Genomic DNA, 19579 nt, shown 5'->3' on the forward strand with positions numbered 1-19579 from the left:
GCAGTCGTGGGCGCGCACCCTGGCACCGGCGCCGGTCGACCCGCGGCGTGCGCCGGCAGGACCCGGTCGTTGAACCAGGCCGGCCGTCATCCCCCGCCCCGCTTCACCAGGGCAGCGCTTTGCCCAGGTGAGTGAAGCTGCCATTGGGGCCGTCGGCCTCCAGCAAGGCCATCTGCACGCTGCTCCTGGCGCCGGTGGCCAGGTCGAGGTCGCCGTGGCCACCATTCATCTCGGTCCTGACGTAACCGGGATGGATCGCGTTGACCTTGTGCGGGGTGTCGCGCAGTTCGTAGGCCAGGTGCACGGTCCAGGCATTGACCGCGCTCTTGGAAGTGTCGTAGGCCGGGATCTTGACGTTGTAGATCGGCGAGGACGGATCGACATGCAGGCCGAACGAACCCAGCTGGCTGGAGACGTTGACGATGCGCGCGGCCTTGGACGCCATGAGCAGCGGCAGGAACGCCTGGGTCACTTCGACCACGGCGAACACATTGGTGTCGTAAGTCGTGCGCCAGGCGTCCAGGGTCTGGGCGGACGGCGCCTTGCCTGGATCATCGACCAGGATGCCGGCGTTGTTGACCAGGATGTCCAGGCGGCCGTGTTCGGCCTGCACCCTGGCCACGGCTGCGGCGATGCTGGCGCTGTCGGTCACCTCCAGCGTGATCGGCTCCACGCTCAGGCCTTGGTCCTGCAGCGTCTTGGCCACCGCCTTGGTGCGCGCCGCATCGCGACCGGCCAGGTAGGTGTGCACGCCGGCCTGGGCCAGCTGGCGCACGGTTTCGGTGCCGATGCCGCGGGTGGCGCCGGTGACCAGTGCGATCTTTTCGGGAACTGCCATGTCGATTGCCTCGTGTGCGGTGGGAAAAAGACCGCGCCGTCATCGCCTCGTGCGACGCAGCAGCGGCCCTTCGATTGTGCCACCGCGCAACCGGCGCCTGCGCTCGCATGCCACAGTGCCGGTCAACGCAGGTCGCCTGCTGGCCCGCAACTGGCAGCATGGAGCCGAGGCCGTTCAGCGCGGGTGCGGCGCGAAAGAAAAAGGCCACGCGTCACGGCATGGCCCTGTCGATCCTGACACTCGGAATATGATGGTGGGCGGTGCAGGGATCGAACCTGCGACCCTTGCCGTGTGAAGGCAATGCTCTACCGCTGAGCTAACCGCCCGCGATGCCGGCGCTCAGGCCCGATCGGGGCGCAAATGGTAATGGCCTTGGCCGATCCGGTCAAACCGTTTCTGCATCTCCCACGAGGCCCCGCATTCCCGGCCAGGCAGTGTGGATCGGCGGACGGCGGCGAGGCCTTGCAGTGGTGCCCGGAGCCGGAATCGAACCGGCAAGGGATTGCTCCCGGCGGATTTTAAGTCCGATGCGTCTACCAGTTTCGCCATCCGGGCAGGAAGACAGGCGCGCAGGCTAGCACCGAAGCCTGCGGATCGCCCAGCGGCCAGTACGCGCATCCAAATGATCGCCTGCAGGGACCGCGCGCCCACGCACGGCCGCGGCGTCCTTCCCGGGGCCGTTACAAGGTTGCCGCAATTGGCTGACGTCGATGCGGCAGTGCACACCTGTCCGCGGAACCTTCATAACCATATGATTTATAAGTTTTTCTTACAAATTTATGAGACTCAAAAAAATAGCTTGACACCGCTGAAGCTCCATCCTGTATCCTAGATACCAATCACTTGGTATGTTTTCGACACAGGACCCCAGTTGCTTTGGCTCTGGACAAAAAGGAGTCCACCGAATGGCACAGCAGAAAGAGGTTAGCCGCCCCGCCGATAGCGCAACTGTTGATCCGGCCACCTTGATCCAGGAAGACTACAGGCGTGGCAGCTATATGAACGACTGCTGTTTGAACAGAGGCCCTGGATATTTCTATGCGGCGGCTGGATATTTCGGACGCACCGCAGGAAATCAACGCCGCAGCATCATCGGCCAGCAAGAATTTACTGTTCTTTGCCATAAGTGGATTCGCTTCGCGTTATCAAATCACAGCGTAACCTGCGGAGACCTGACGCGAAGGAGACCTGACGCGAAATCGGCCAAATCCAAGGAGGCATTGGTTGCAACATTTGCAGACCAAAATATAGCGCGGAGCAGTACGATCAGGTCAACGCCGTTTTGCTCGAGATGAAAGGGTAGATCTAAAATCGGCCCCATAAGAACTTCCCCGCACGGCAAGCACCTGTTTTTTTCCAATTTTCGATCACCTGGAGATAGCGATGGGCATTATGCGAATTGGTCACGTCAGCATCAAAGTGATGGACATGGCAGCCGCACTGAAACACTATGAAAACGTGCTGGGCATGAAGAAAATGATGGCGGACAAACACGGCAACGTGTACCTCAAGTGCTGGGACGAGTGGGACAAATATTCCCTGATCCTGACGCCTTCCGATCACGCCGGCATCAACCACGTCGCTTACAAAGTCGAAAAAGACAGCGACCTTGACGACTTGCAAAGGAAAATCGAAGCCTACGGTGTCACGACCACCATTCTCGAAGAAGGAAACTTGCCGTCCACCGGTCGCATGCTGCAGTTCAACCTGCCCAGCGGCCACGAAATGCGCCTGTATGCCATGAAGGAGTACGTGGGGACCGAGGTCGGCACCAGCAATCCGGACCCGTGGCCGGACAACATCAAGGGCGCGGGCGCCCACTGGCTCGACCATTGCCTGTTGATGTGCGAGATGAACCCGGAAACCGGTGTCAACAAGGTGGCGGAAAACACCAGGTTTGTCGTTGAGGTGCTGGACTTTTTCCTGACCGAGCAGGTCCTGGTAGGTCCCAATGGCGACATGCAGGCCGCAACCTGGCTGGCGCGCACCACCACGCCACACGACATTGCTTTTGTGGCAGGTCCGCACATGGGGCTGCACCACATTGCCTTCTTCCTGGACTCGTGGCATGACATCCTGAAGTCGGCCGACGTGATGGCCAAGACCAAGACCAAGATCGACGTGCCACCGACACGCCACGGCATCACCCGCGGTGAGACCATTTATTTCTTCGATCCGAGTGGCAACCGCAATGAAACCTTTGCCGGCTTGGGCTACCTGGCGCAGCGCGACCGCCCGGTCACCACCTGGGATGAGTCCCACATGGGCCGCGGTATTTTTTATCACACGGGTGAGATGGTAGCTTCCTTCACTGAGGTATACACCTGATCCATCGAATGGGGCTCATTACGCCGCGCCCCAGCTTGGGCGCGGCTGATCTTTATTCTGCCTAGAATGTCTTGGGCTTCGCAGGCCATGAAGAATTTTTTCTGACTGCAATTACCATATTTACGGCATCGGCCGGCATGGCGCCAAGACCGCGCAGTTCCAGGCGCAGCGTGAACGACGTACTGCATGGTGCGCTGCCTGGTGTGTATCCTCTGGTGCCACAAGCGACCATCAGCGTCGGCGAAATCAGCCAGCGCTGAACCGGCAGGCGTTCCTTCTCCCAATCCGGAACTGGAGACCTTGAGCATGGCAATGACCGATGGTTTGTACCCTGGCCGCGAGCGCCAGCGCGAGGGCGTTTTTTCGGGTGGGGTGCGCTGATGCAGGTCGCTGTTGCGCAATCGGTGATCGGCTGGGAAGCCGCGACCACGGCGGTGCATGCTGCTGCGCAGCATGCCGACAGCCTGGGAATCCGCGTCAACATCGCGGTGGTCGATACCGGCGGCAATCTGGCGGCGTTCCTGCGCATGCCGGGCGCGTTCCTGCATTCGATCGATATTGCCATCGACAAGGCCTACACGGCGGCCAGTTTTGGCCTGCCGACCAGCCACTGGCATGCGGCGTTGCAGCAGGAATCTGCGGCAGTGCGCGAAGGCATCGTGCGCCGGCCCCGGTTTGTGGTCTTTGGCGGTGGCCTGCCGATCAAGCAGGCCGACCAGCGCATTGGCGGCATCGGGGTCTCCGGGGGCTCGGAGGCGCAGGATGAGGCCTGCGCGCAAGCGGGGCTGGCTGCCATCGGGCTGACCCTTTAGCTTTCGAAAGCGACAACCGCCTGATCGGCACGCGATGAAGTCCGGCCAGGCCGAAGTCGACGCCGCCCGCGCGGCCCTGCATCGGAACCTCGCGCCTGACCGTCACCCTCAAAAGAATGCCTGCAATCCTGTCTGTGCCCGACCAAGGATCAGCGCATGTACGTCGTGCGTCCCCTCGTAGGTGTTGACCACTTCCAGGTTGACCAGGTGGCGGGCCACGCCGAATTCGTCGCTGATGCCATTGCCGCCCAGCATGTCGCGCGCCATGCGGGCAATGTCCAGCGCCTTGCCGCAGCTGTTGCGCTTCATGATCGAGGTGATTTCGACCGCGGCGGTGCCTTCGTCCTTCATCCGTCCCAGGCGCAGGCACCCTTGCAGGCCCAGGGTGATTTCGGTCTGCATGTCGGCCAGCTTCTTCTGGATCAACTGGGTCTGTGCCAGCGGACGGCCGAACTGCTTGCGGTCCAGGGTGTACTGGCGCGCGGTGTGCCAGCAGGCCTCGGCCGCCCCCAGTGCGCCCCAGCTGATGCCGTAGCGGGCGGCGTTGAGACAGGTGAACGGGCCACGCAGGCCGCGCACTTCGGGGAAGGCGTTTTCCTCGGGGCAGAACACGTTGTCCATCACGATCTCGCCAGTGATCGAGGCGCGCAGCCCAACCTTGCCGTGGATGGCCGGTGCGGACAGGCCTTGCCAGCCCTTTTCCAGGACGAAACCGCGGATCTGGCCGGCATCGTCCTTGGCCCAGACCACGAACACATCGGCGATGGGGCTGTTGGTGATCCACATCTTGGCGCCGCTGAGGCGATAGCCGCCATCGACCTTCCTCGCCCGGCTGATCATCGCGCCCGGGTCGGAGCCGTGGTCTGGCTCGGTCAAACCGAAACAGCCGATGGATTGCCCGCTGGCCAAGCTGGGCAGGTATTTCTGCCGGGTGGCTTCGCTGCCGAATTCGTGGATCGGCACCATCACCAGGGATGACTGCACGCTCATCATTGAGCGGTAGCCGGAATCGATGCGCTCCACCTCACGGGCGATCAGCCCGTAGCACACGTAATTCAGGCCGCTGCCGCCATAGGCCTCGGGAATGGTCGGACCGAGCAGGCCTGTTTCGCCCATTTCGCGGAAGATCGCCGAGTCGGTCTGCTCGTGCCGGAACGCCTGCAGCACGCGCGGCGCCAGCCTGTCGGCGGCGAAGCGCCGGGCGCTGTCACGCACCATGCGTTCTTCGTCGGTGAGTTGCTGATCGAGCAGCAGCGGGTCTTGCCAGTTGAAGCTTGCCTTGCTGGCCATGGGGCCTCCGAATGCGTTGTGGCGTGTGGTTAATCGAGCCGCTCGATGATGCAGGCAATCCCCTGGCCCAGCCCGATGCACAAGCTGACCAGTGCATAGCGCCCGCCGGTGCGTTCCAGCTGGCGCATGGCAGACAGCGCCAGGCGCGCGCCGGAAGCCCCGAGCGGGTGGCCCACGGCAATGGCGCCGCCGTTGGGATTCAACCGCGGATCGTTGAAATCCAGGCCGAGCTGCACGCGGCGGCGCAGCCAGGGACTGATCCGATAACGCGGCTCCTGATACAGGTCATGCAGCTGGTGCAGGATCTGCATGATCCTGGATGCCCGGTAATGTTCGCCAAAGCCCAGCGGCCCGTGTGGATAGCCCAGTGCCAGTCGCACCGCGTGGCGGGGTCGGCGATCCGTCGCTGGGCGATCTCGCAGCCGGAGGACTAGCAGGCTCGCGACCCCTTCCTGCCCTTCGCGCGCTGCGGTCATGGGTTTTGTCGGCCGCAGTAGGTGGACGAGGTCGCGGTGGACAACGGCAAGCTGCGCCGCCGGCCATCGCCTCACGGGCTCGGAGCGGCACGATCGGTCAGCCCTTCATCGGCCTGCGCTGGCTAAACTTGCCTGCCGTGGCAGCCACGCCGCGACATCAAGAACATCGCCTGATCTTCCATTCTCCCTTCAAGTGCCGTTAATCACGGATAGACCCACAAGCGTGCCCTGGCCGGGCGCCTGCTTCACACAGGACTACACCATGCATGTCGATGACGCCGTTGGCTCGCGCAAATCCGTTCGCCGTTTCCTGCCCCTGGAGGTTCCCCGTTCCGTGGTCGAGCACATCCTGCAGGTGGCTGCCCGTGCTCCGAGCGGCAACAACGTGCAACCCTGGCACGTGCATGTGCTGGCCGGCGATGCCAAGCAGGCCCTGTGCGCGGATATCCTCGCGGCCGCCGAATCCGGGCAGACGCACCAAGCCGAGTACCGCTACTACCCGGACAACTGGTTCGAGCCCTATCAGGGCCGGCGCCGCGCGAACGGCTTCGGTCTTTACGAAACGCTTGGCATCGCCCGCGACGACCTGCAGGCACGCAAGCGCCAGATGCTTCGCAATTACCAGTTCTTCGATGCCCCGGTGGGTCTGCTGGTCAGCCTCGACCGCCGCCTGAACACCGGCAGCTACATGGATCTGGGCATGTTCATCCAGAACATCCTGCTCGCAGCCCGTGGCCAGGGGCTGCATACCTGCGCCCAGGCCGCGTTCGCCTGGTACCACCGGATCGTCCGCCAGCATGTCCCGCTGCCCGACGAGCAGCTCCTGGTCTGCGGCATCGCCCTGGGCCACGAAGATCCGAACGCGGTGGAGAACACGTTCAGAACCCCGCGCGAACTGGTCGCCGGCTTCGCCACCTTTCACGGCTTTCAAGCGCAGGAGCAGGAGCAGGAACTCGCTCCGCCGGCGCGCCCGTGAGCGCGCCATCGCTGCAACGAAAAAAGGAGCCGAAGCTCCTTTTCTCCATCATCCACAGGCGTCGGTGAAGCCTGTGGATCATGCATCTGGAGCGGGATAAGAGACTCGAACTCTCGACCTCGACCTTGGCAAGGTCGCGCTCTACCAACTGAGCTAATCCCGCGGATGACACGCAAGTCCGGCGAACCGGGCTTCATTGCAAGTTGTGGAGGCCTGGGTCGGAATCGAACCGGCGTACGCGGATTTGCAGTCCGCTACATGACCACTCTGCCACCAGGCCGGTGACGCGCGGTTGGCCTTTCGACCTTCCGACAAAACAAAACCCCGGTGAGGGGTTTCATTGACGCCCTGGAAGCAAACCAGCCTTCAAGCGCGTCTTGAAACATGGAGCGGGATAAGAGACTCGAACTCTCGACCTCAACCTTGGCAAGGTTGCGCTCTACCAACTGAGCTAATCCCGCGTTTCGAGAGGCGAAATTGTAGTGTCTTTCCTGCCGCTGTCAACGGCCGCCTGCTCGTCCTGGCGCAGGCTCGGCCAGGCGGCGCGCAGGTACTGGTAGCCGGAGAACAGGGTCAGCAGCGCGGCCACCGCCAGCAGCCAGTCGCCGATGTGGAACACCGGCACGCTCATCCAGATCTGGCTCAGGCCATGGTTGGCCGGGCGCACCGAATACAGCAGGCAGGCCAGGGCGATCATCTGCACGGTGGTCTTGACCTTGCCGATCCAGGCCACCTTGACCTTGCCGCGCTGGCCGATCTCGGCCATCCATTCGCGCAGTGCGGACACGGCGATCTCGCGACCGACGATCACCGCCGCCCAGAACGCCATCCACGGGGTGGGATGGCCCTGCACGATCAGGAACAGCGCCACGGCCACCATCAGCTTGTCGGCCACCGGGTCCAGGAACGCGCCGAAGGCCGAGGACTGGTGCCAGCGGCGCGCGATCCAGCCGTCGAGCCAGTCGGTCACCGCCGCCACGGTGAACACCGTGACCGAGGCGATGCTGGTCCACCAGAACGGCAGGTAGAAGACCACCACCAGCACCGGGATCAGCACGATCCGGAGCAGGGTCAGCCAGGTGGGGATGGTCAACTTCATGTTCGATCGGGCCCGGGCACGGTGGGATTGGCCGGTGCAGACAGCCCGTGCAGGTTAGCGTAGATGCGCTCGGCGAGCGCGTGATTGATCCCTTCCACGCGCGCGATCTGCTCCACGCCGGCGGCCTTGAGCCCGGACAATCCGCCGAAATGCTTGAGCAGGTTGGCCCGGCGGCGCGGGCCGATGCCGGCGATGTCCTCCAGTTTGGAGGTCATGCGCGCCTTCTGCCGCTTGCCGCGGTGGCCGGTGATGGCAAAGCGGTGCGCCTCGTCGCGCACCTGCTGGACCAGCTGCAGCGCCGGCGAGGCCGCGCCGGGATGGACCTGGCGACCATCGGCCAGGATCAGGGTCTCGTGGCCGGCGCGACGTTCCACGCCCTTGGCCACACCGACCAGGGTCACGCCATCGACACCCAGGTCGGCCAGCGCGGCGCGGGCCTGGTTGAGCTGGCCGGTGCCGCCGTCGATCAGCAGCACGTCCGGCAACATCCTGCCCGACTGGCCCTCGCCGGCAGCGCCCGGGCCTTGGTCGGCGCGCGAACCCGTGCTTCGCAAGCGCGCTTCTTCACCCTCCTCCATCGCCCGGCGGAAGCGGCGCTCGATCGCCTGGCGCATGGCCCCATAGTCGTCCCCGGGCGCGATCCCGGTGATGTTGAAGCGCCGGTACTGCGAGCGCACCGGGCCGTTTTGGTCGAACACCACACACGAGGCCACGGTCGCCTCGCCCATGGTGTGGCTGATGTCGAAGCACTCGATTCGCTGGGCCGGCTCGGACAGGCCCAGCAGCTCCTGCAACGCGGCACTGCGTGCGCTCTGGGCGTTGCGGCTGGTCATCTCGGTGGCCAGGGTGATCTCGGCATTGCGCCTGGCCAGGTCCAGGTACCCGGCGCGCTCGCCGCGCACGTTCCACTTCAGCTGCACCTTGCGGTTGGCGGCGGTGCTGAGCGCGGCCTCGATCAGCTCGGCCTCGGGAATCTCGCGGTCCAGCAGGATCTCGCGCGGGGCCAGCTGCTCGGCGTAGTACTGGGAAACGAAGGCGGCCAGCACTTCCTCGGCGCTCTCCTCGCCGTTGGTGCGTGGGTAAAAGGCGCGCGTGCCCAGGTTGCGGCCGTCGCGAAAGGCCAGCAGCAGCACGCAGGCGGTGCTGCCGTGCATCGCGCAGGCCAGCGCGTCCAGGTCGGCCGCGTGGCCGTCCACGTATTGGCGCGACTGCATGCCGCGCAGCCGCTGCAGCAGGTCGCGCAGGCGCGCGGCTTCCTCGAAGTCCAGCCTGGCGGCGGCGCGCTCCATTTCGGCAGTCAGCTCATCGCTGAGTTCGTCGCTGCGCCCGCCCAGAAACAGCGAAGCGCGATGCACCGACTGGTCATAGTCGGCCTGGCTCACCAGGCCCACGCACGGCGCGGTGCAGCGGCCGATCTGGAACTGCAGGCACGGCCGGGTGCGGTTGCGGAACACGCTGTCCTCGCAGTTGCGCAACTTGAACAGCTTCTGCATCAGGTTGAGCGTGTCGCGCACCGCACCGGCGCTGGCATACGGGCCGAAGTAACGCCCCTGGATCGCGCGCGGGCCGCGGTGCAGGGCGATCCGCGGGAACGCCTCGGCGGTCAGCAGCACGTAGGGATAGCTCTTGTCATCGCGCAGGGACACGTTGTAGCGCGGCGCCAGCGACTTGATCAGCTGGTTTTCCAGCAGCAACGCTTCGGATTCGGTGCCGGTGACGGTCACGTCCATGCGCGCGATCTGGGCGATCATCGCCAGCGTGCGCGGGTTGCGCGGGGCGTTGTTGAAATAGCTGCCAACCCGGTTGCGCAGCGCGCGCGCCTTGCCCACGTACAGCAGCGTGCCGTCGGCTGCGTACATGCGATAGACGCCAGGGGCGGTGCTCAGGCCAGCGGCGAAGGCCTTGCCGTCGAAGGGGTGTTGCGGGTCTTGCACAGGGTGACGGCTCATTCGTCGATCGGGACCTGGGTCAGCGTGTTGCTTGCCAGGTCCAGGCACAGCACCGCATGGGCGTCGGTTTCGCAGATCCACAGCTTGCCACCGAAGGCAGCCACGCCGGCCGGGCCGGCCAGCTTGCGCAGGTCCAGCCGGGTGACCACCCCGCCACCCAGGCGCAGGCTGCGGATGCAGCCGTTGCCGGTGTCGGCGATCCACAGCAGCGGCGCATCCGGATCCAGCGCCAGGGCCTCCGGCGCCTGCAGCCGCGCCTGCTGGCGCTGGCCGTCGGCGTCGCCGAATTCCCACATGCCCTGCCCGACCAGGGTCTGGGTCAGGTCGCCGCGCAGCTGCACGCCGCGAATCGAGGAGCCCAGGGTATCGGCCACGTACAGCGCCTGCTGGACCTGGGCCAGGCCAGAGGGCTGGGCGAAGCTGGCCAGGATCCCGGCGCCGTCGCGCTGGCCCAGTTGGCCCGAGCCGGCCCGGCATTCCAGTATCCCCAGGCCGGCGCTCTGGTTCCAGGTCCAGATGCGGTTGTCACCGGCCAGGGTCAGGTGCAGGTAGCTGTTGCCGGCCACCAGCGCGGTTGGCGAGGGCAGCGAGACATCCTGCAGCGACTGGATCGGGCCTTCGGCCGGGGTGCGGGTGAGACGATTGCCCAGCACGGTCTGGACCGCGCCGCTGCGCAGGTTGATCCGGCGCAGCAGGTGGTTGCCGGTATCGGCCACGTAGAGCTCCTCGCGCAGCAGCGACAGGCCATTGGGCCGGCAGAAGCTGGCGATTTCCGGCTCGCCATCCAGCGCGTCGGCGGTGCCATTGCCGAACCGGCGTAGCACCCGGCCGGCGTGGGTGCATTCCAGGATCTGATGGTGGCCGGTGTCGGCCACGTACAGGCGCTCGGCGGTGACGACCAGGCCAGTGGGAAAGCGCAGCGGCGCGCGTGGCTCGGGGTTGGTTTCGACGGCGCGCGTGGTGCCCGGCGGCTCGAGGACCTGCTCGCACAATGCGCTCACCGCCGCTTCCAGTGCTCCCACGCCGGGCGTGCCGACGATGCGATCGGCCAGCATGCCGTGCGCGTCGATCAGCACCACCGTGGGCCAGGACTCGATGTTGAAGCGCTGCCAGGCATGCCAGTCCCGGTCGTGCGCGACCGGCAGGCTCACCCCATGCCGGCGCAGGCGCTTGAGCGTGGCCAGCGGATCGCGGTGCGCATCGAAGCGCGGCTGGGCCAGGATCCGCACCTGCAGGCGACCGCGGTAGCGCCGTTCCAGCACGGCCAGGTCGGCCAGGCGCTGCATGCACCAGGCCGAGGCAGGATCGACGAAGGCCAACGCCACCACGCTGCCCTGCAGTGATCGCAGTTCGGTGGGGGCGGCATTGAGCCAGTGCAGGCCGTGGGGAAAGTCCGGTGCGTGGAGGGGCGTCATGTGCATGAGATTATGCCGGAGCCCGGTCCACCCGATCGGCGCGCGCCGACCGCCTGGACGGCCGGTTCGCCCCATCGCCAGACATCGACATCACCTGCGCACCCTGCCGCCTCGATCACGCCAGACCATCCAGATGGCGCTGGGCGCGTTCCAGGTCCTCGAGTGTATCCACGCCGGGCGGAAACGCGACCGGGGTCAGCGCCACGGCAATCCTGAAGCCCGCTTCCAGCGCGCGCAGTTGTTCGAGCGACTCGGTCCGCTCCAGCCGCCCCGGCGGCAATGCAGCAAACTGGCGCAGGAACCCGGCGCGGTAGGCATAGATGCCGATGTGGCGCAGGAACGGCGCCGCCGATTCCGGCAACACCTGGCGGCTGCGGGCGAACCCGTCGCGATGCCACGGCAGCGGCGCCCGGCTGAAATACAGCGCATCGCCGCGCGCGTCGGTGACCAGCTTGACCGTGTTGGGGTCGAAGAGCTGCGCGGCCTGCTCGATCGGGGTGGCCAGCGTGGCCATGGGATGGCCGCTGGACGACAGTGCCGCGGCCACCGCGCGGATGCCTTCGGGTGGGGCGAACGGCTCGTCGCCCTGCAGGTTCACCACCAGGGCGCCATCGCCCCAGCCGGCGATCCGCGCGCATTCGGCCAGACGGTCGCTGCCGGAGGCGTGGCCGGTCGCGGTCATCGCCACCTGCACGCCCTGCCCGTCCAGTACCCGCGCCACGCGTTCGTCGTCGGTGGCCACCCACACCTGGTGCGCGCCCGCGGCCAGGGCGCGCTCGGCCACGTGCAGCACCAGCGGCCGGCCGCCCAGCAGGCGCAGCGGCTTGCCCGGCAGGCGCGAGGCATCGTGCCGCGCGGGAATGGCGACGACGAAGGGTTCGTTCAGCTCAGGCATGCAGGCGCCTCCGCGCGGGTTGCAGGACACACCATCCAGATGGATGGCGTGGTGGCAGCGCGGACCAGTTTAAAGGTCCACGTCTGTAGGCTCCGGGCAGTGCGTCGCACGCCATGAGGGCCACAGGCAACGCCGGCGCGGCCGCTCAGCGCCTGCTGCCGCGGCCGGCGGCCGGTTCGCGCAGCAGCTGCAAGCGCGCCTCGAGCGCGACCCAGAACGCCTCGGGCAGTTCAGCGTCGATCGGCACGCTGTAGCTCCACGCGCTGGCGAACGGCGCGCACTTGACTGCGTCCTTTTCGGTCATCAGCACCGGCAGCTGACTGCCGAACTGCAGATCCTGCGCCGTGTAGGCGTGGTGGTCGTCAAAGGCATGCGGCACCACGCCGATCCCGTAGTCGCGCAGCATGTCGAAGAACCGTGCCGGATTGCCGATGCCGGCCACCGCATGCACGCGATGCCCGCCGAAGGCGGTGAGCGGCAGGGGCTTGCCGCCCGCCAGCGGGACCGCACCCTCCGGACGCAAGGTCATCGGCCATTCGCCGAAGCCCGCGCTGCCACCGTTGACCACCCGGAAATCGCAGCGCGCTGCCCGCACGGCCGGTTCACGCAGCGGCCCGGCCGGCAGCAGGCGGCCATTGCCATAGCGACGACGGCCGTCGATGACCTCGATCTCCAGGTCGCGACGCAAGCGGTAATGCTGCAGGCCGTCGTCGCAGACCACGATGTCGCAGCCAGCTGCCGCCAGCGCCCGCGCGGCGGCCACCCGATCGCGGTCCACGCGCACGGGCACGCCGGTACGACGTGCGATCAGCACCGGCTCATCGCCGCCTTCTGCCGGCGTGGTCTGCAGCTCCACCCAGCGCGGGGTGGCTTGATCGTGGCGGCCGTAGCCACGGCTGGCCACGCCCGGATTCCAGCCGGCAGCGCGCAGGCGCTTGACCAGGGCGATGGTCAGCGGGGTCTTGCCGGTGCCGCCGACGGTGAGGTTGCCGACCACGATCACCGGCACCGGCGCGCGCTTGCGGCGCAGCAGGTGCAGACCGAACAGGCCGGCGCGCAGCTTCAGGGCGCCGGCGTAGACCGGTTCGAGCAGGCGTGCGACCGGCGGCACCGGGGCGCCGTCGAACCAGTGGCGCGGGGTCCGCGGGGCCTTGCTCATTGCGCTTCGCGGAACTGCGCACCATGCAGCTGCGCGTACAGCCCACCCCTGGCCAGCAGCTCGGCGTGGGTGCCCTGCTCGACCAGCTTGCCGTGATCCAGCACCAGCACCTGGTCGGCGTGTTCGATGGTGGACAGCCGGTGGGCGATGACCAGGGTGGTGCGGTCGGGCATCAGCTGGGTCAGCGCATCCTGGACCAGGCGCTCGGATTCGTTGTCCAGCGCAGCGGTGGCTTCGTCCAGGATCAGGATCGGCGCGTCCTTGAGCATCGCCCGGGCCAGGGCCAGGCGCTGACGCTGGCCGCCGGAGAGCCTGCTGCCCTTGACCCCGATCGGGGTGTCCTTGCGCTCCGGCAATTGTTCGATGAACTCCATCGCGTGCGCATCGCGCAGCGCCTTGTCCAGCGCCTGCGGATCGGCCGAGCGCATCTCGCCATAGGCCACATTGGCCGTGACGCTGCCATCGAACAGCATCACCTGCTGGCCGACCAGCGCGATCTGCCGGCGCAGGTCCGCCAGCGCGTACTCCTGCAGGGGCACGCCATCGACCAGGATCTGGCCGCCTTCCGGCTCATAGAAACGCGGGATCAGCTTGATCAGGGTGGATTTGCCGCTGCCCGAACGCCCGACGATCGCGGTGACGGTGCCGGGCCGGGCGACAAAGCTGATGTGCTCCAGTGCCGGTTTGGCCTGGCCGGGGTAGCGCGCGCTGACGTCGCGGAACTCGATCATCCCCCTGGCGCGTGCCAGCGGGCGCAACCCGGTGTCCATCTCGTCCGGCGCGTCCAGGACCGAAAACAGGCGCTCGGCCGAGGCCACCCCGCGCTGCAGGACGTTCTGCACGCTGGTGAGACTCTTCAACGCGGGAATGATGCCGATCATCGACACCATCAGGCTGACGAAGCCGCCGGCGGTCAGGCGGCCAGCGGCCGCTTCGTGCCCGGCCAGCAGCAGCAGTCCGGCCAGGCCGATCGCGCCCATCATCTGGACCAGGGCCGAAGACAGGCCGCGGGTGGCTTCGACCTTCATCGCCAGGCGCAGATTGTTGTCGGCCAGGGTGGCGTAGCGCCGCAGTTCCTCGGGCTGGGCGCCGTAGACCTTCACTTCCTGCTGGTTGGACAGGGTCTGGTCGGCCGCCTGCAGCAGCTGCGCGCCGCTTTCCTGGATGCGGTGGCTGACCCGGCGGTAGCGCTTGGCGACCTTGTTCATCACGAAGGCCAGCGGGGGGGCCAGCACCAGGACCGAAATGGTCACCTGCCAGCTGATGTAGAGCATGATGCACAGCGCGCCGATGACCTGCAGCGACTGCTGGACCATGGTCTTGAGCGCATCGACTGCGGCCTGGGCGACCTGGTCCGAATCCGAACCCAGGCGCACCAGCATCGACGGCACCGGCTCGGCATCGAAGCGCGAACCGGGCAGGCGCAGGTACTTGCCCAGCACCCGCACGCGCAGGTCGCGCGCCACGCTGCGCGCCGCGCGGCCCATCGACATGTCGGTCAGGTAGCCGGCGATGCCGCGCACCAGGAACACCGCGATGATGGCCGCCGGCAGCCAGGCGGCAAACTCCATGTTCTTGGAGACGAAGGTCTCATCGGTGATCGGCTTCATCAGCCACAGGAACAGGCTGCTACCGGCGGCTTCGACCAGCGCGGCCAGCGCCGCCAGCACCAGCAGGCCACGATACGGCTTGGCAAAGGTCAGCAGCCGGCGGTAGGTCTTCCAGGCCGAGCCGTTGAAGGCTGCATTCACTTGGCCGGCTCCGGCGCGGTGGCGATGGACACGCGCTTGAAGTTCAGCTGGGCCAGCGCGTCCAGCGCGGTCACCACGGCCTGATGCGGGGTGCGGGCATCGGCACGCAGCATCACCGGGCGATCGCGGTCGTTGCCGGCGGCCTGGGCGATGGCCTGCTTGAGCGCATCGACATCGGTGCGCAGTACCTCGCTGTCGCCGACGAAATAACGGCCTTCGGCATTGACCAGCACGCTCAGCGCCCTGGCCGGCGCCTCGGACGCCTGCTGCGAGGCCGAGGGCAGCTGCAGCTGCAGGGTCGAGCGCGCGTCGAAGGTGGTGGTGATCACAAAGAAGATGACCAGCACCAGGATCACGTCGATCAGCGGGATCAGGTTGATCTCCGGCTCGTCGTGGGCGCGGTCGTCGCGGATGCGCATGCGGCGCAGCTCAGGCTTGGGGCCGCGCGGCGGCGGCGTTGCGCGCTTCCAGCGCATCGGACAGGGCCATGGCCTGCTGCTCCATCTCGATCACATAACCGGTGACCTTGCCGCGGAAATAGCGATGGAAGATCAGCGCCGGGATCGCCACCAGCATGCCGGTCGCGGTGCACACCAGCGCCTTGCCGATGCCGCCGGCGAGCTGGGTCACATCGCCCACCCCGTGGTCGAGAATCCCCAGGAACATCTGGATCATGCCGATCACCGTACCCAGCAGGCCCAGCAACGGCCCGGCCGCGGCGATGGTGCCCAGGGTGTTGAGAAAGCGCTCCATGCGATGGACCAGATGGCGACCGGTATCCTCGATGCGCTCGCGCACGACATCGCGCGAGCGGTGGCGCACGTCCAGCGCGGCGGCCAGCAGCGCGCCCAGCGGCGAGGTCTGGCGCAGCGATTCGATGTGCGAGGGCTCCAGGTTGGCCGACAGTGCCCAGCGGCGGACTTCCTCGCCCAGGCCCGGCGGCAGGATTTCCTTGCGACGCAGGCTCCAGAACCGTTCCACCACGATGGCCAGGGCCAGCACAGCCAGCAGCAGCAGCGGGATCATGGGCCAGCCACCCGCCTTCACCAGTTCCAGCACGTTCAATCCTTACGGCACGCCGGGCCGTGTAGTTGCAGGCCGATAGGATAGCCCAGCCGCCCGTTTTGCCTGGACCGCGTCCCACAGCCGCGGCTTCCAGCGCCGGCGCTCGCGCACGGCCAGGCCGTCGGCGCGCAGCCACACGCCCAGTGCGCCGCTGTCGGCGGTATTGAGCACTTCGGCCCCGGCGTGTTGCCAGCGCCGCACGATCTGCGGGCGCGGATGGCCAAAGCGATTGCCGTAGCCGGCCGAGACCAGCGCCAGGCGCGCACCGGTGGCCTGGACGAAGCCCGGATCGGACGATTTCTCGCTGCCGTGGTGCGCGACCAGCACCACTTGCGCGTGCAGCTTGCCGGGCTTGCGCGCGAGCAGGTCGCGTTCGATCACCTGGCCGATGTCGCCGGCCAGCAGCGCCGCGCCGTGCGCGGTGTCCACCCGCAGCACGCAGCTGGCCTCGTTGCCCAGGTAGGGAAAGCCGCGCGCCGGATGCAGCACCTCGAAACGCACGCCGTCCCAGTACCAGGCCTGGCCGGCGCGACAGGCGCTCTGCAGCGGCACCGGCGCGCCCGCCGGGCTCAGTACTTCCAGCACCGGCAGGCCCAGCCGCACTGCGCCCAGGCCGCCGGCATGGTCGGCATCGCCGTGGCTGACCATCACCCGGTCCAGCCGCGCCACCCCCAGGGCGTGCAAGGCCGGCACCACGACCCGCTCGCCGGCGTCGAAGCCGTCGGCCACGGCCGGGCCGGTATCGAACAGCAGCGCGTGCGCGCGAGTACGGACCAGCACCGACAGGCCCTGGCCGACGTCGAGCACGGTCAGGGCCGCCTCGCCCACTGCCGGCCGGTCGGTGTCCGGCCACAGCAACGGAAGCCACAGCAGGGCCGCCAACGCCTTGCCGGGTACACCACGCGGCAGCAGCAGCCAGAACGCGCCGATCAGGGCCAGCGGCAACGCGTACCACGCCCCTTCGGCCAGCCACCACAGCGCGAAGCGGCTGCGCGCCATCCATCCGAACAGCTCCCAGCTCGGCGCGAACGCATGCCCGGCCAGCGACCACGCCCAACCGCCCCAGCCGGCGTGCAGCGCCTCCAGCGCGGTCCCCAGCAACGCCAGCGGCACCACCACCAGGCTCCACCAGGGGATCGCGACCAGGTTGGCCAACGGCCCGGCCAGCGAGGCCTGGCCGAACAGCACCACCGTCAGCGGCAGCAGCCCCAGCGTGGCCACGCCCTGCGCGGACAGGAACTGCCGCAGCAGCGGCGCGTCGCTGCGCGGCAGGCACCACAGCAGCCAGCCGACGCCGGCAAAGCTGAGCCAGAAACCGGCCGTCAGCGGCGACAACGGATCGGCCAGCAGGACCGCGATGGTGGCCAGCGCCAGCGATTGGGCAGCGCTGGCACGCCTTCGCCCGCACCGTGCCAGCGCCACCACCGCGATCATCAGCAGCGTGCGCACGGTCGGCAGCGAGAACCCGGACAGCACCGCATAGCCGGCGGCCAATGCCATGGCCGCCACGCCCGCCGCCATCGCCCGCGGAAAGCGCCGGCCCAGGCGCGGAAACAGACGCCAGAGTCCAGCCGCCAGCAAGGCGCCGAAGCCGGCCACCAGGCCGACGTGGAAGCCGGAGATCGCAATCAGATGGGTCAGGCCCGCGGCCCGCAGCGTGCTCCAGTCGGCATCATCCAGGCCGCCGGTATCGCCCAGCGCCAGCGCGCGCACGAACCGCTGTGAACCGGCCGGCGCCTGCGCCGCGATCCGTGCCGACATGCGCGCGCGCCAGCCATCGACCCCGGCCGCGGCGGACAGGGCCCGCGCCTGCTCGACCTGGCGCACATAGCCGGTCGCGCTCACCCGCCGCGACAGCGCATGGCGCTCGCTGTCGAAGCCGCCTGGATTGGCCAACCCCCGCGGTGCGCGCAGCCGCACCACCAGGTGCCAGCGCGCGCCGGCCTGCAATTGGGTGCGCGGGCCTGGCGCGGTGGCGCCGAAATCGTCGTACCAGGCCAGTTGCAGGCGCCTGCCGCAGCCCGGCGTCTGCGCGCCGGGGCAGGCATCGGCGACAAAGTCGAACCGCGTGCGCCGGGCTTCGGCCTGTGGCAGGCCGGCGATGCGCCCTTCGATGACCAGGTCGCGCCGTTCCCAGCGCTCCGGCAGCTGCGCCGACAGCGCCCAGCTCGCCTGGACGCCGGCCAGCGCCAAGCCGGTCAGCACCACGCCCAGGCCGCGCCCGGGCATCGCCCCGCAGCGCCACCACAGCACGGCGCCGACGCCCAGCATCGGCAGCAGCCATCGCAGCGATGGCTGCGCCGGCAACAGCAGGCATCCGCACACGCCGACCAGCAGCCACAGTGCGGCCCAGGCCCCGAACGGCGCCAGATGCACCGCGGACGCGGCCCGGCACAACGTGCGGACCCGCTGCCAGATCCGTCCGGCACCGCGTGCCCGCGCCTGGGTGATCGCCATCGAAGGCCTCCTGCCATATCGATGCCACAGCATGCGCGGGCACGGCAGACCGGGCGATCGGCGCAGGCCGCGCCGGCGCGTGGGGAAAATCCGAATCGCCCGCCCCGGATCACGCGGGCCATCGCGTTGCGGCGCCAGCACCGCCTGCAGCACCGCCATCGCCTGCATGGGGCTGGGACCGACCCGCTGGCTGTTCTTGGCAGCGATGCTGCCCAAGGCGCCATGGGGCCTGGCGATGCCAACCCCGCAGTCGCCGATGCCCCCGGCGAATGTCCGACTTCGAGCATGGCCAGCTACGGGGCACCAACGACAGCCTAAGCGTTACGCCTGGTTGCTGTCGCCGGTGCTCTTCGGCGCGGTGACCTCGACCCCGGTCGGACCGCAGCCAGTCTGCCTTGCATTGCCACCGCGCTCCTGATCGCCGCCGTCGTGCTGGCCGCGGCGGCGGTCATGGCCCAGGTCGGCGGACGCCGGTCGCTGCCGGATCACGCCAGCGACCAGCGCCCCAGTTCCTGGTAAGGCGCGTCGCCCGCCCCGCGCAGCAGGACGACGGTGTCCAAGGCCAGACGCACCGGTGGGCAATTCACCGGCGCGACGCGGCGACCGTCGTTGTGGCCAAGGGTCAGGTGCGGATGGAACGCCGGCGCCCTGGCCAGCAGCAGCCGGTTGAGCAGGGCCGCAAGGCGCACGCGCTGCTCCAGCTCGGCCAGCGCGCGTGGGGTCTGCGAGGCTGCCAGCACCACCGAATTACGGCCGAACACCGCCACCTGGTCCAGTGTCAGCACGAAGGACTCGCCCTGGATCGTCGCCATCGCCCGCCCCGCACCGGCGACCAGCGAGGGAATCTGCTCGTCCATCGGCTGGCCCAGGTAAAGCAAGGTCACATGGCGCTTGGCTGCCAAGATGGGTTTCATCCGGCCAAAGCGCGTGGCATGCAGGCGCGCGGCTTCGTCAAGCGCCGCCTGGTCGCTCGCGGAAGGCATCAGGGCGAAGAACAGGCTCAGCAGCTGCGCATCGGAGCGGGCGAAGAGGTCGTCGTGCATCACCTTCGAAGACTCCCCAAGAGGCG

General features: G+C 67.8%; 16 protein-coding genes, 5 tRNA genes and 2 pseudogenes. 4 read left to right on the plus strand and 19 right to left on the minus strand.

Translation table 11 applies throughout. The annotated features are described in order from the left end of the window. Positions 1-103 precede the first annotated feature (103 nt). The 3 genes from DSC_RS07895 to DSC_RS07905 all read right to left on the minus strand — a co-directional run bounded on the left by DSC_RS07895 (position 104) and on the right by DSC_RS07905 (position 1393). Complete coding sequence (locus tag DSC_RS07895) at positions 104-838, minus strand: SDR family oxidoreductase (RefSeq protein ID WP_014160630.1); 735 nt, start codon at positions 836-838, stop codon at positions 104-106. 251 nt (positions 839-1089) lie between these two features. Further along, positions 1090-1164 (minus strand) — tRNA-Val (locus DSC_RS07900). A gap of 142 nt (positions 1165-1306) precedes the next feature. Beyond that, positions 1307-1393 (minus strand) — tRNA-Leu (locus DSC_RS07905). A gap of 350 nt (positions 1394-1743) precedes the next feature. Here DSC_RS07905 and DSC_RS16610 point away from each other — a divergent pair. The 3 genes from DSC_RS16610 to DSC_RS07915 all read left to right on the plus strand — a co-directional run bounded on the left by DSC_RS16610 (position 1744) and on the right by DSC_RS07915 (position 3978). Continuing rightward, positions 1744-2133: a hypothetical protein gene (locus DSC_RS16610; RefSeq protein WP_148268106.1), complete on the plus strand. Its 390-nt coding sequence runs from the start codon at positions 1744-1746 to the stop codon at positions 2131-2133. A gap of 88 nt (positions 2134-2221) precedes the next feature. Further along, positions 2222-3166 (plus strand): catechol 2,3-dioxygenase, encoded by a 945-nt coding sequence (locus DSC_RS07910; RefSeq protein WP_014160631.1) that lies wholly within the window; start codon positions 2222-2224, stop codon positions 3164-3166. A gap of 380 nt (positions 3167-3546) precedes the next feature. Then, a complete protein-coding gene (locus DSC_RS07915) occupies positions 3547-3978 on the plus strand; it encodes a GlcG/HbpS family heme-binding protein (RefSeq protein WP_014160632.1) in 432 nt (143 codons plus the stop codon). Between the two features lie 108 nt (positions 3979-4086). On the opposite strand, the gene DSC_RS07920 is transcribed toward DSC_RS07915, so the two are convergent. The 3 genes and pseudogenes from DSC_RS07920 to DSC_RS17415 form a co-directional block, all read right to left on the minus strand. Then, on the minus strand, positions 4087-5268 hold the full coding sequence (locus tag DSC_RS07920; RefSeq protein WP_014160633.1) for an acyl-CoA dehydrogenase: 1182 nt from the start codon (positions 5266-5268) through the stop codon (positions 4087-4089). A gap of 29 nt (positions 5269-5297) precedes the next feature. After that, a pseudogene (locus DSC_RS17240) lies at positions 5298-5498 on the minus strand (3-oxoadipyl-CoA thiolase); the annotation flags it as partial. Positions 5499-5504: 6 nt separating this feature from the next. Continuing rightward, positions 5505-5744: pseudogene (locus DSC_RS17415) on the minus strand (hypothetical protein); the annotation flags it as partial. A 262-nt stretch (positions 5745-6006) separates the two neighbouring features. Between DSC_RS17415 and DSC_RS07930 the strand changes: the two are divergent. Continuing rightward, positions 6007-6720, plus strand: a complete 714-nt coding sequence (locus tag DSC_RS07930; protein ID WP_014160636.1) for a nitroreductase — start codon at positions 6007-6009, stop codon at positions 6718-6720. An 87-nt stretch (positions 6721-6807) separates the two neighbouring features. Here the strand turns inward: DSC_RS07930 and DSC_RS07935 are convergent. From DSC_RS07935 to DSC_RS15695, 13 genes are all read right to left on the minus strand, one after another. After that, positions 6808-6883 (minus strand) — tRNA-Gly (locus DSC_RS07935). Positions 6884-6926: 43 nt separating this feature from the next. Further along, a tRNA-Cys gene (locus tag DSC_RS07940) sits at positions 6927-7000 on the minus strand. 105 nt (positions 7001-7105) lie between these two features. After that, positions 7106-7181 (minus strand) — tRNA-Gly (locus DSC_RS07945). After that, entirely contained in the window at positions 7172-7819 is a 648-nt protein-coding gene (pgsA, locus tag DSC_RS16050) for a CDP-diacylglycerol--glycerol-3-phosphate 3-phosphatidyltransferase (protein WP_014160637.1), read from the minus strand. The genes DSC_RS07945 and pgsA overlap by 10 nt, the downstream gene beginning before the upstream one ends. Then, the gene (uvrC, locus tag DSC_RS07955) at positions 7816-9768 is read right to left on the minus strand and encodes an excinuclease ABC subunit UvrC (protein WP_043290481.1); all 1953 of its coding nucleotides are present in this window, start codon (positions 9766-9768) and stop codon (positions 7816-7818) included. Before uvrC ends, pgsA begins: the two co-directional genes overlap by 4 nt. Beyond that, a complete protein-coding gene (locus DSC_RS07960; RefSeq protein WP_014160639.1) occupies positions 9765-11189 on the minus strand; it encodes a hypothetical protein in 1425 nt (474 codons plus the stop codon). Before DSC_RS07960 ends, uvrC begins: the two co-directional genes overlap by 4 nt. 109 nt (positions 11190-11298) lie before the next feature. Then, positions 11299-12078 (minus strand): 3-deoxy-manno-octulosonate cytidylyltransferase, encoded by a 780-nt coding sequence (gene kdsB / locus DSC_RS07965; protein WP_014160640.1) that lies wholly within the window; start codon positions 12076-12078, stop codon positions 11299-11301. Between the two features lie 145 nt (positions 12079-12223). After that, positions 12224-13237, minus strand: coding sequence for a tetraacyldisaccharide 4'-kinase (gene lpxK, locus DSC_RS07970; protein WP_014160641.1), 1014 nt, complete (start codon positions 13235-13237; stop codon positions 12224-12226). Continuing rightward, entirely contained in the window at positions 13234-14988 is a 1755-nt protein-coding gene (gene msbA / locus DSC_RS07975) for a lipid A export permease/ATP-binding protein MsbA (protein WP_014160642.1), read from the minus strand. The genes lpxK and msbA overlap by 4 nt, the downstream gene beginning before the upstream one ends. Beyond that, the gene (locus tag DSC_RS07980) at positions 14985-15407 is read right to left on the minus strand and encodes an ExbD/TolR family protein (RefSeq protein ID WP_043291116.1); all 423 of its coding nucleotides are present in this window, start codon (positions 15405-15407) and stop codon (positions 14985-14987) included. Before DSC_RS07980 ends, msbA begins: the two co-directional genes overlap by 4 nt. Before the next feature lie 10 nt (positions 15408-15417). Then, complete coding sequence (locus DSC_RS17000; RefSeq protein ID WP_014160644.1) at positions 15418-16047, minus strand: MotA/TolQ/ExbB proton channel family protein; 630 nt, start codon at positions 16045-16047, stop codon at positions 15418-15420. Between the two features lie 9 nt (positions 16048-16056). Continuing rightward, the gene (locus tag DSC_RS07990) at positions 16057-18510 is read right to left on the minus strand and encodes a DNA internalization-related competence protein ComEC/Rec2 (RefSeq protein WP_193384081.1); all 2454 of its coding nucleotides are present in this window, start codon (positions 18508-18510) and stop codon (positions 16057-16059) included. A 485-nt stretch (positions 18511-18995) separates the two neighbouring features. Further along, positions 18996-19553, minus strand: a complete 558-nt coding sequence (locus tag DSC_RS15695; RefSeq protein WP_014160647.1) for a 2'-5' RNA ligase family protein — start codon at positions 19551-19553, stop codon at positions 18996-18998. Between the last annotated feature and the right edge of the window lie 26 nt (positions 19554-19579).

Source organism: Pseudoxanthomonas spadix BD-a59 (genome assembly GCF_000233915.3).
In the GTDB taxonomy this organism is placed as follows: Bacteria; Pseudomonadota; Gammaproteobacteria; order Xanthomonadales; family Xanthomonadaceae; genus Pseudoxanthomonas_A; species Pseudoxanthomonas_A spadix.

Coding starts and splice junctions, on each gene's coding strand:
- DSC_RS07895 (WP_014160630.1), bottom strand. CDS start 838: ATGGCAGTTCCCGAAAAGATCGCACTGGTCACCGGCGCCACCCGCGGC.
- DSC_RS16610 (WP_148268106.1), top strand. CDS start 1,744: ATGGCACAGCAGAAAGAGGTTAGCCGCCCCGCCGATAGCGCAACTGTT.
- DSC_RS07910 (WP_014160631.1), top strand. CDS start 2,222: ATGGGCATTATGCGAATTGGTCACGTCAGCATCAAAGTGATGGACATG.
- DSC_RS07915 (WP_014160632.1), top strand. CDS start 3,547: ATGCAGGTCGCTGTTGCGCAATCGGTGATCGGCTGGGAAGCCGCGACC.
- DSC_RS07920 (WP_014160633.1), bottom strand. CDS start 5,268: ATGGCCAGCAAGGCAAGCTTCAACTGGCAAGACCCGCTGCTGCTCGAT.
- DSC_RS07930 (WP_014160636.1), top strand. CDS start 6,007: ATGCATGTCGATGACGCCGTTGGCTCGCGCAAATCCGTTCGCCGTTTC.
- pgsA (WP_014160637.1), bottom strand. CDS start 7,819: ATGAAGTTGACCATCCCCACCTGGCTGACCCTGCTCCGGATCGTGCTG.
- uvrC (WP_043290481.1), bottom strand. CDS start 9,768: ATGAGCCGTCACCCTGTGCAAGACCCGCAACACCCCTTCGACGGCAAG.
- DSC_RS07960 (WP_014160639.1), bottom strand. CDS start 11,189: ATGCACATGACGCCCCTCCACGCACCGGACTTTCCCCACGGCCTGCAC.
- kdsB (WP_014160640.1), bottom strand. CDS start 12,078: ATGCCTGAGCTGAACGAACCCTTCGTCGTCGCCATTCCCGCGCGGCAC.
- lpxK (WP_014160641.1), bottom strand. CDS start 13,237: ATGAGCAAGGCCCCGCGGACCCCGCGCCACTGGTTCGACGGCGCCCCG.
- DSC_RS07980 (WP_043291116.1), bottom strand. CDS start 15,407: ATGCGCATCCGCGACGACCGCGCCCACGACGAGCCGGAGATCAACCTG.
- DSC_RS07990 (WP_193384081.1), bottom strand. CDS start 18,510: ATGGCGATCACCCAGGCGCGGGCACGCGGTGCCGGACGGATCTGGCAG.
- DSC_RS15695 (WP_014160647.1), bottom strand. CDS start 19,553: ATGCACGACGACCTCTTCGCCCGCTCCGATGCGCAGCTGCTGAGCCTG.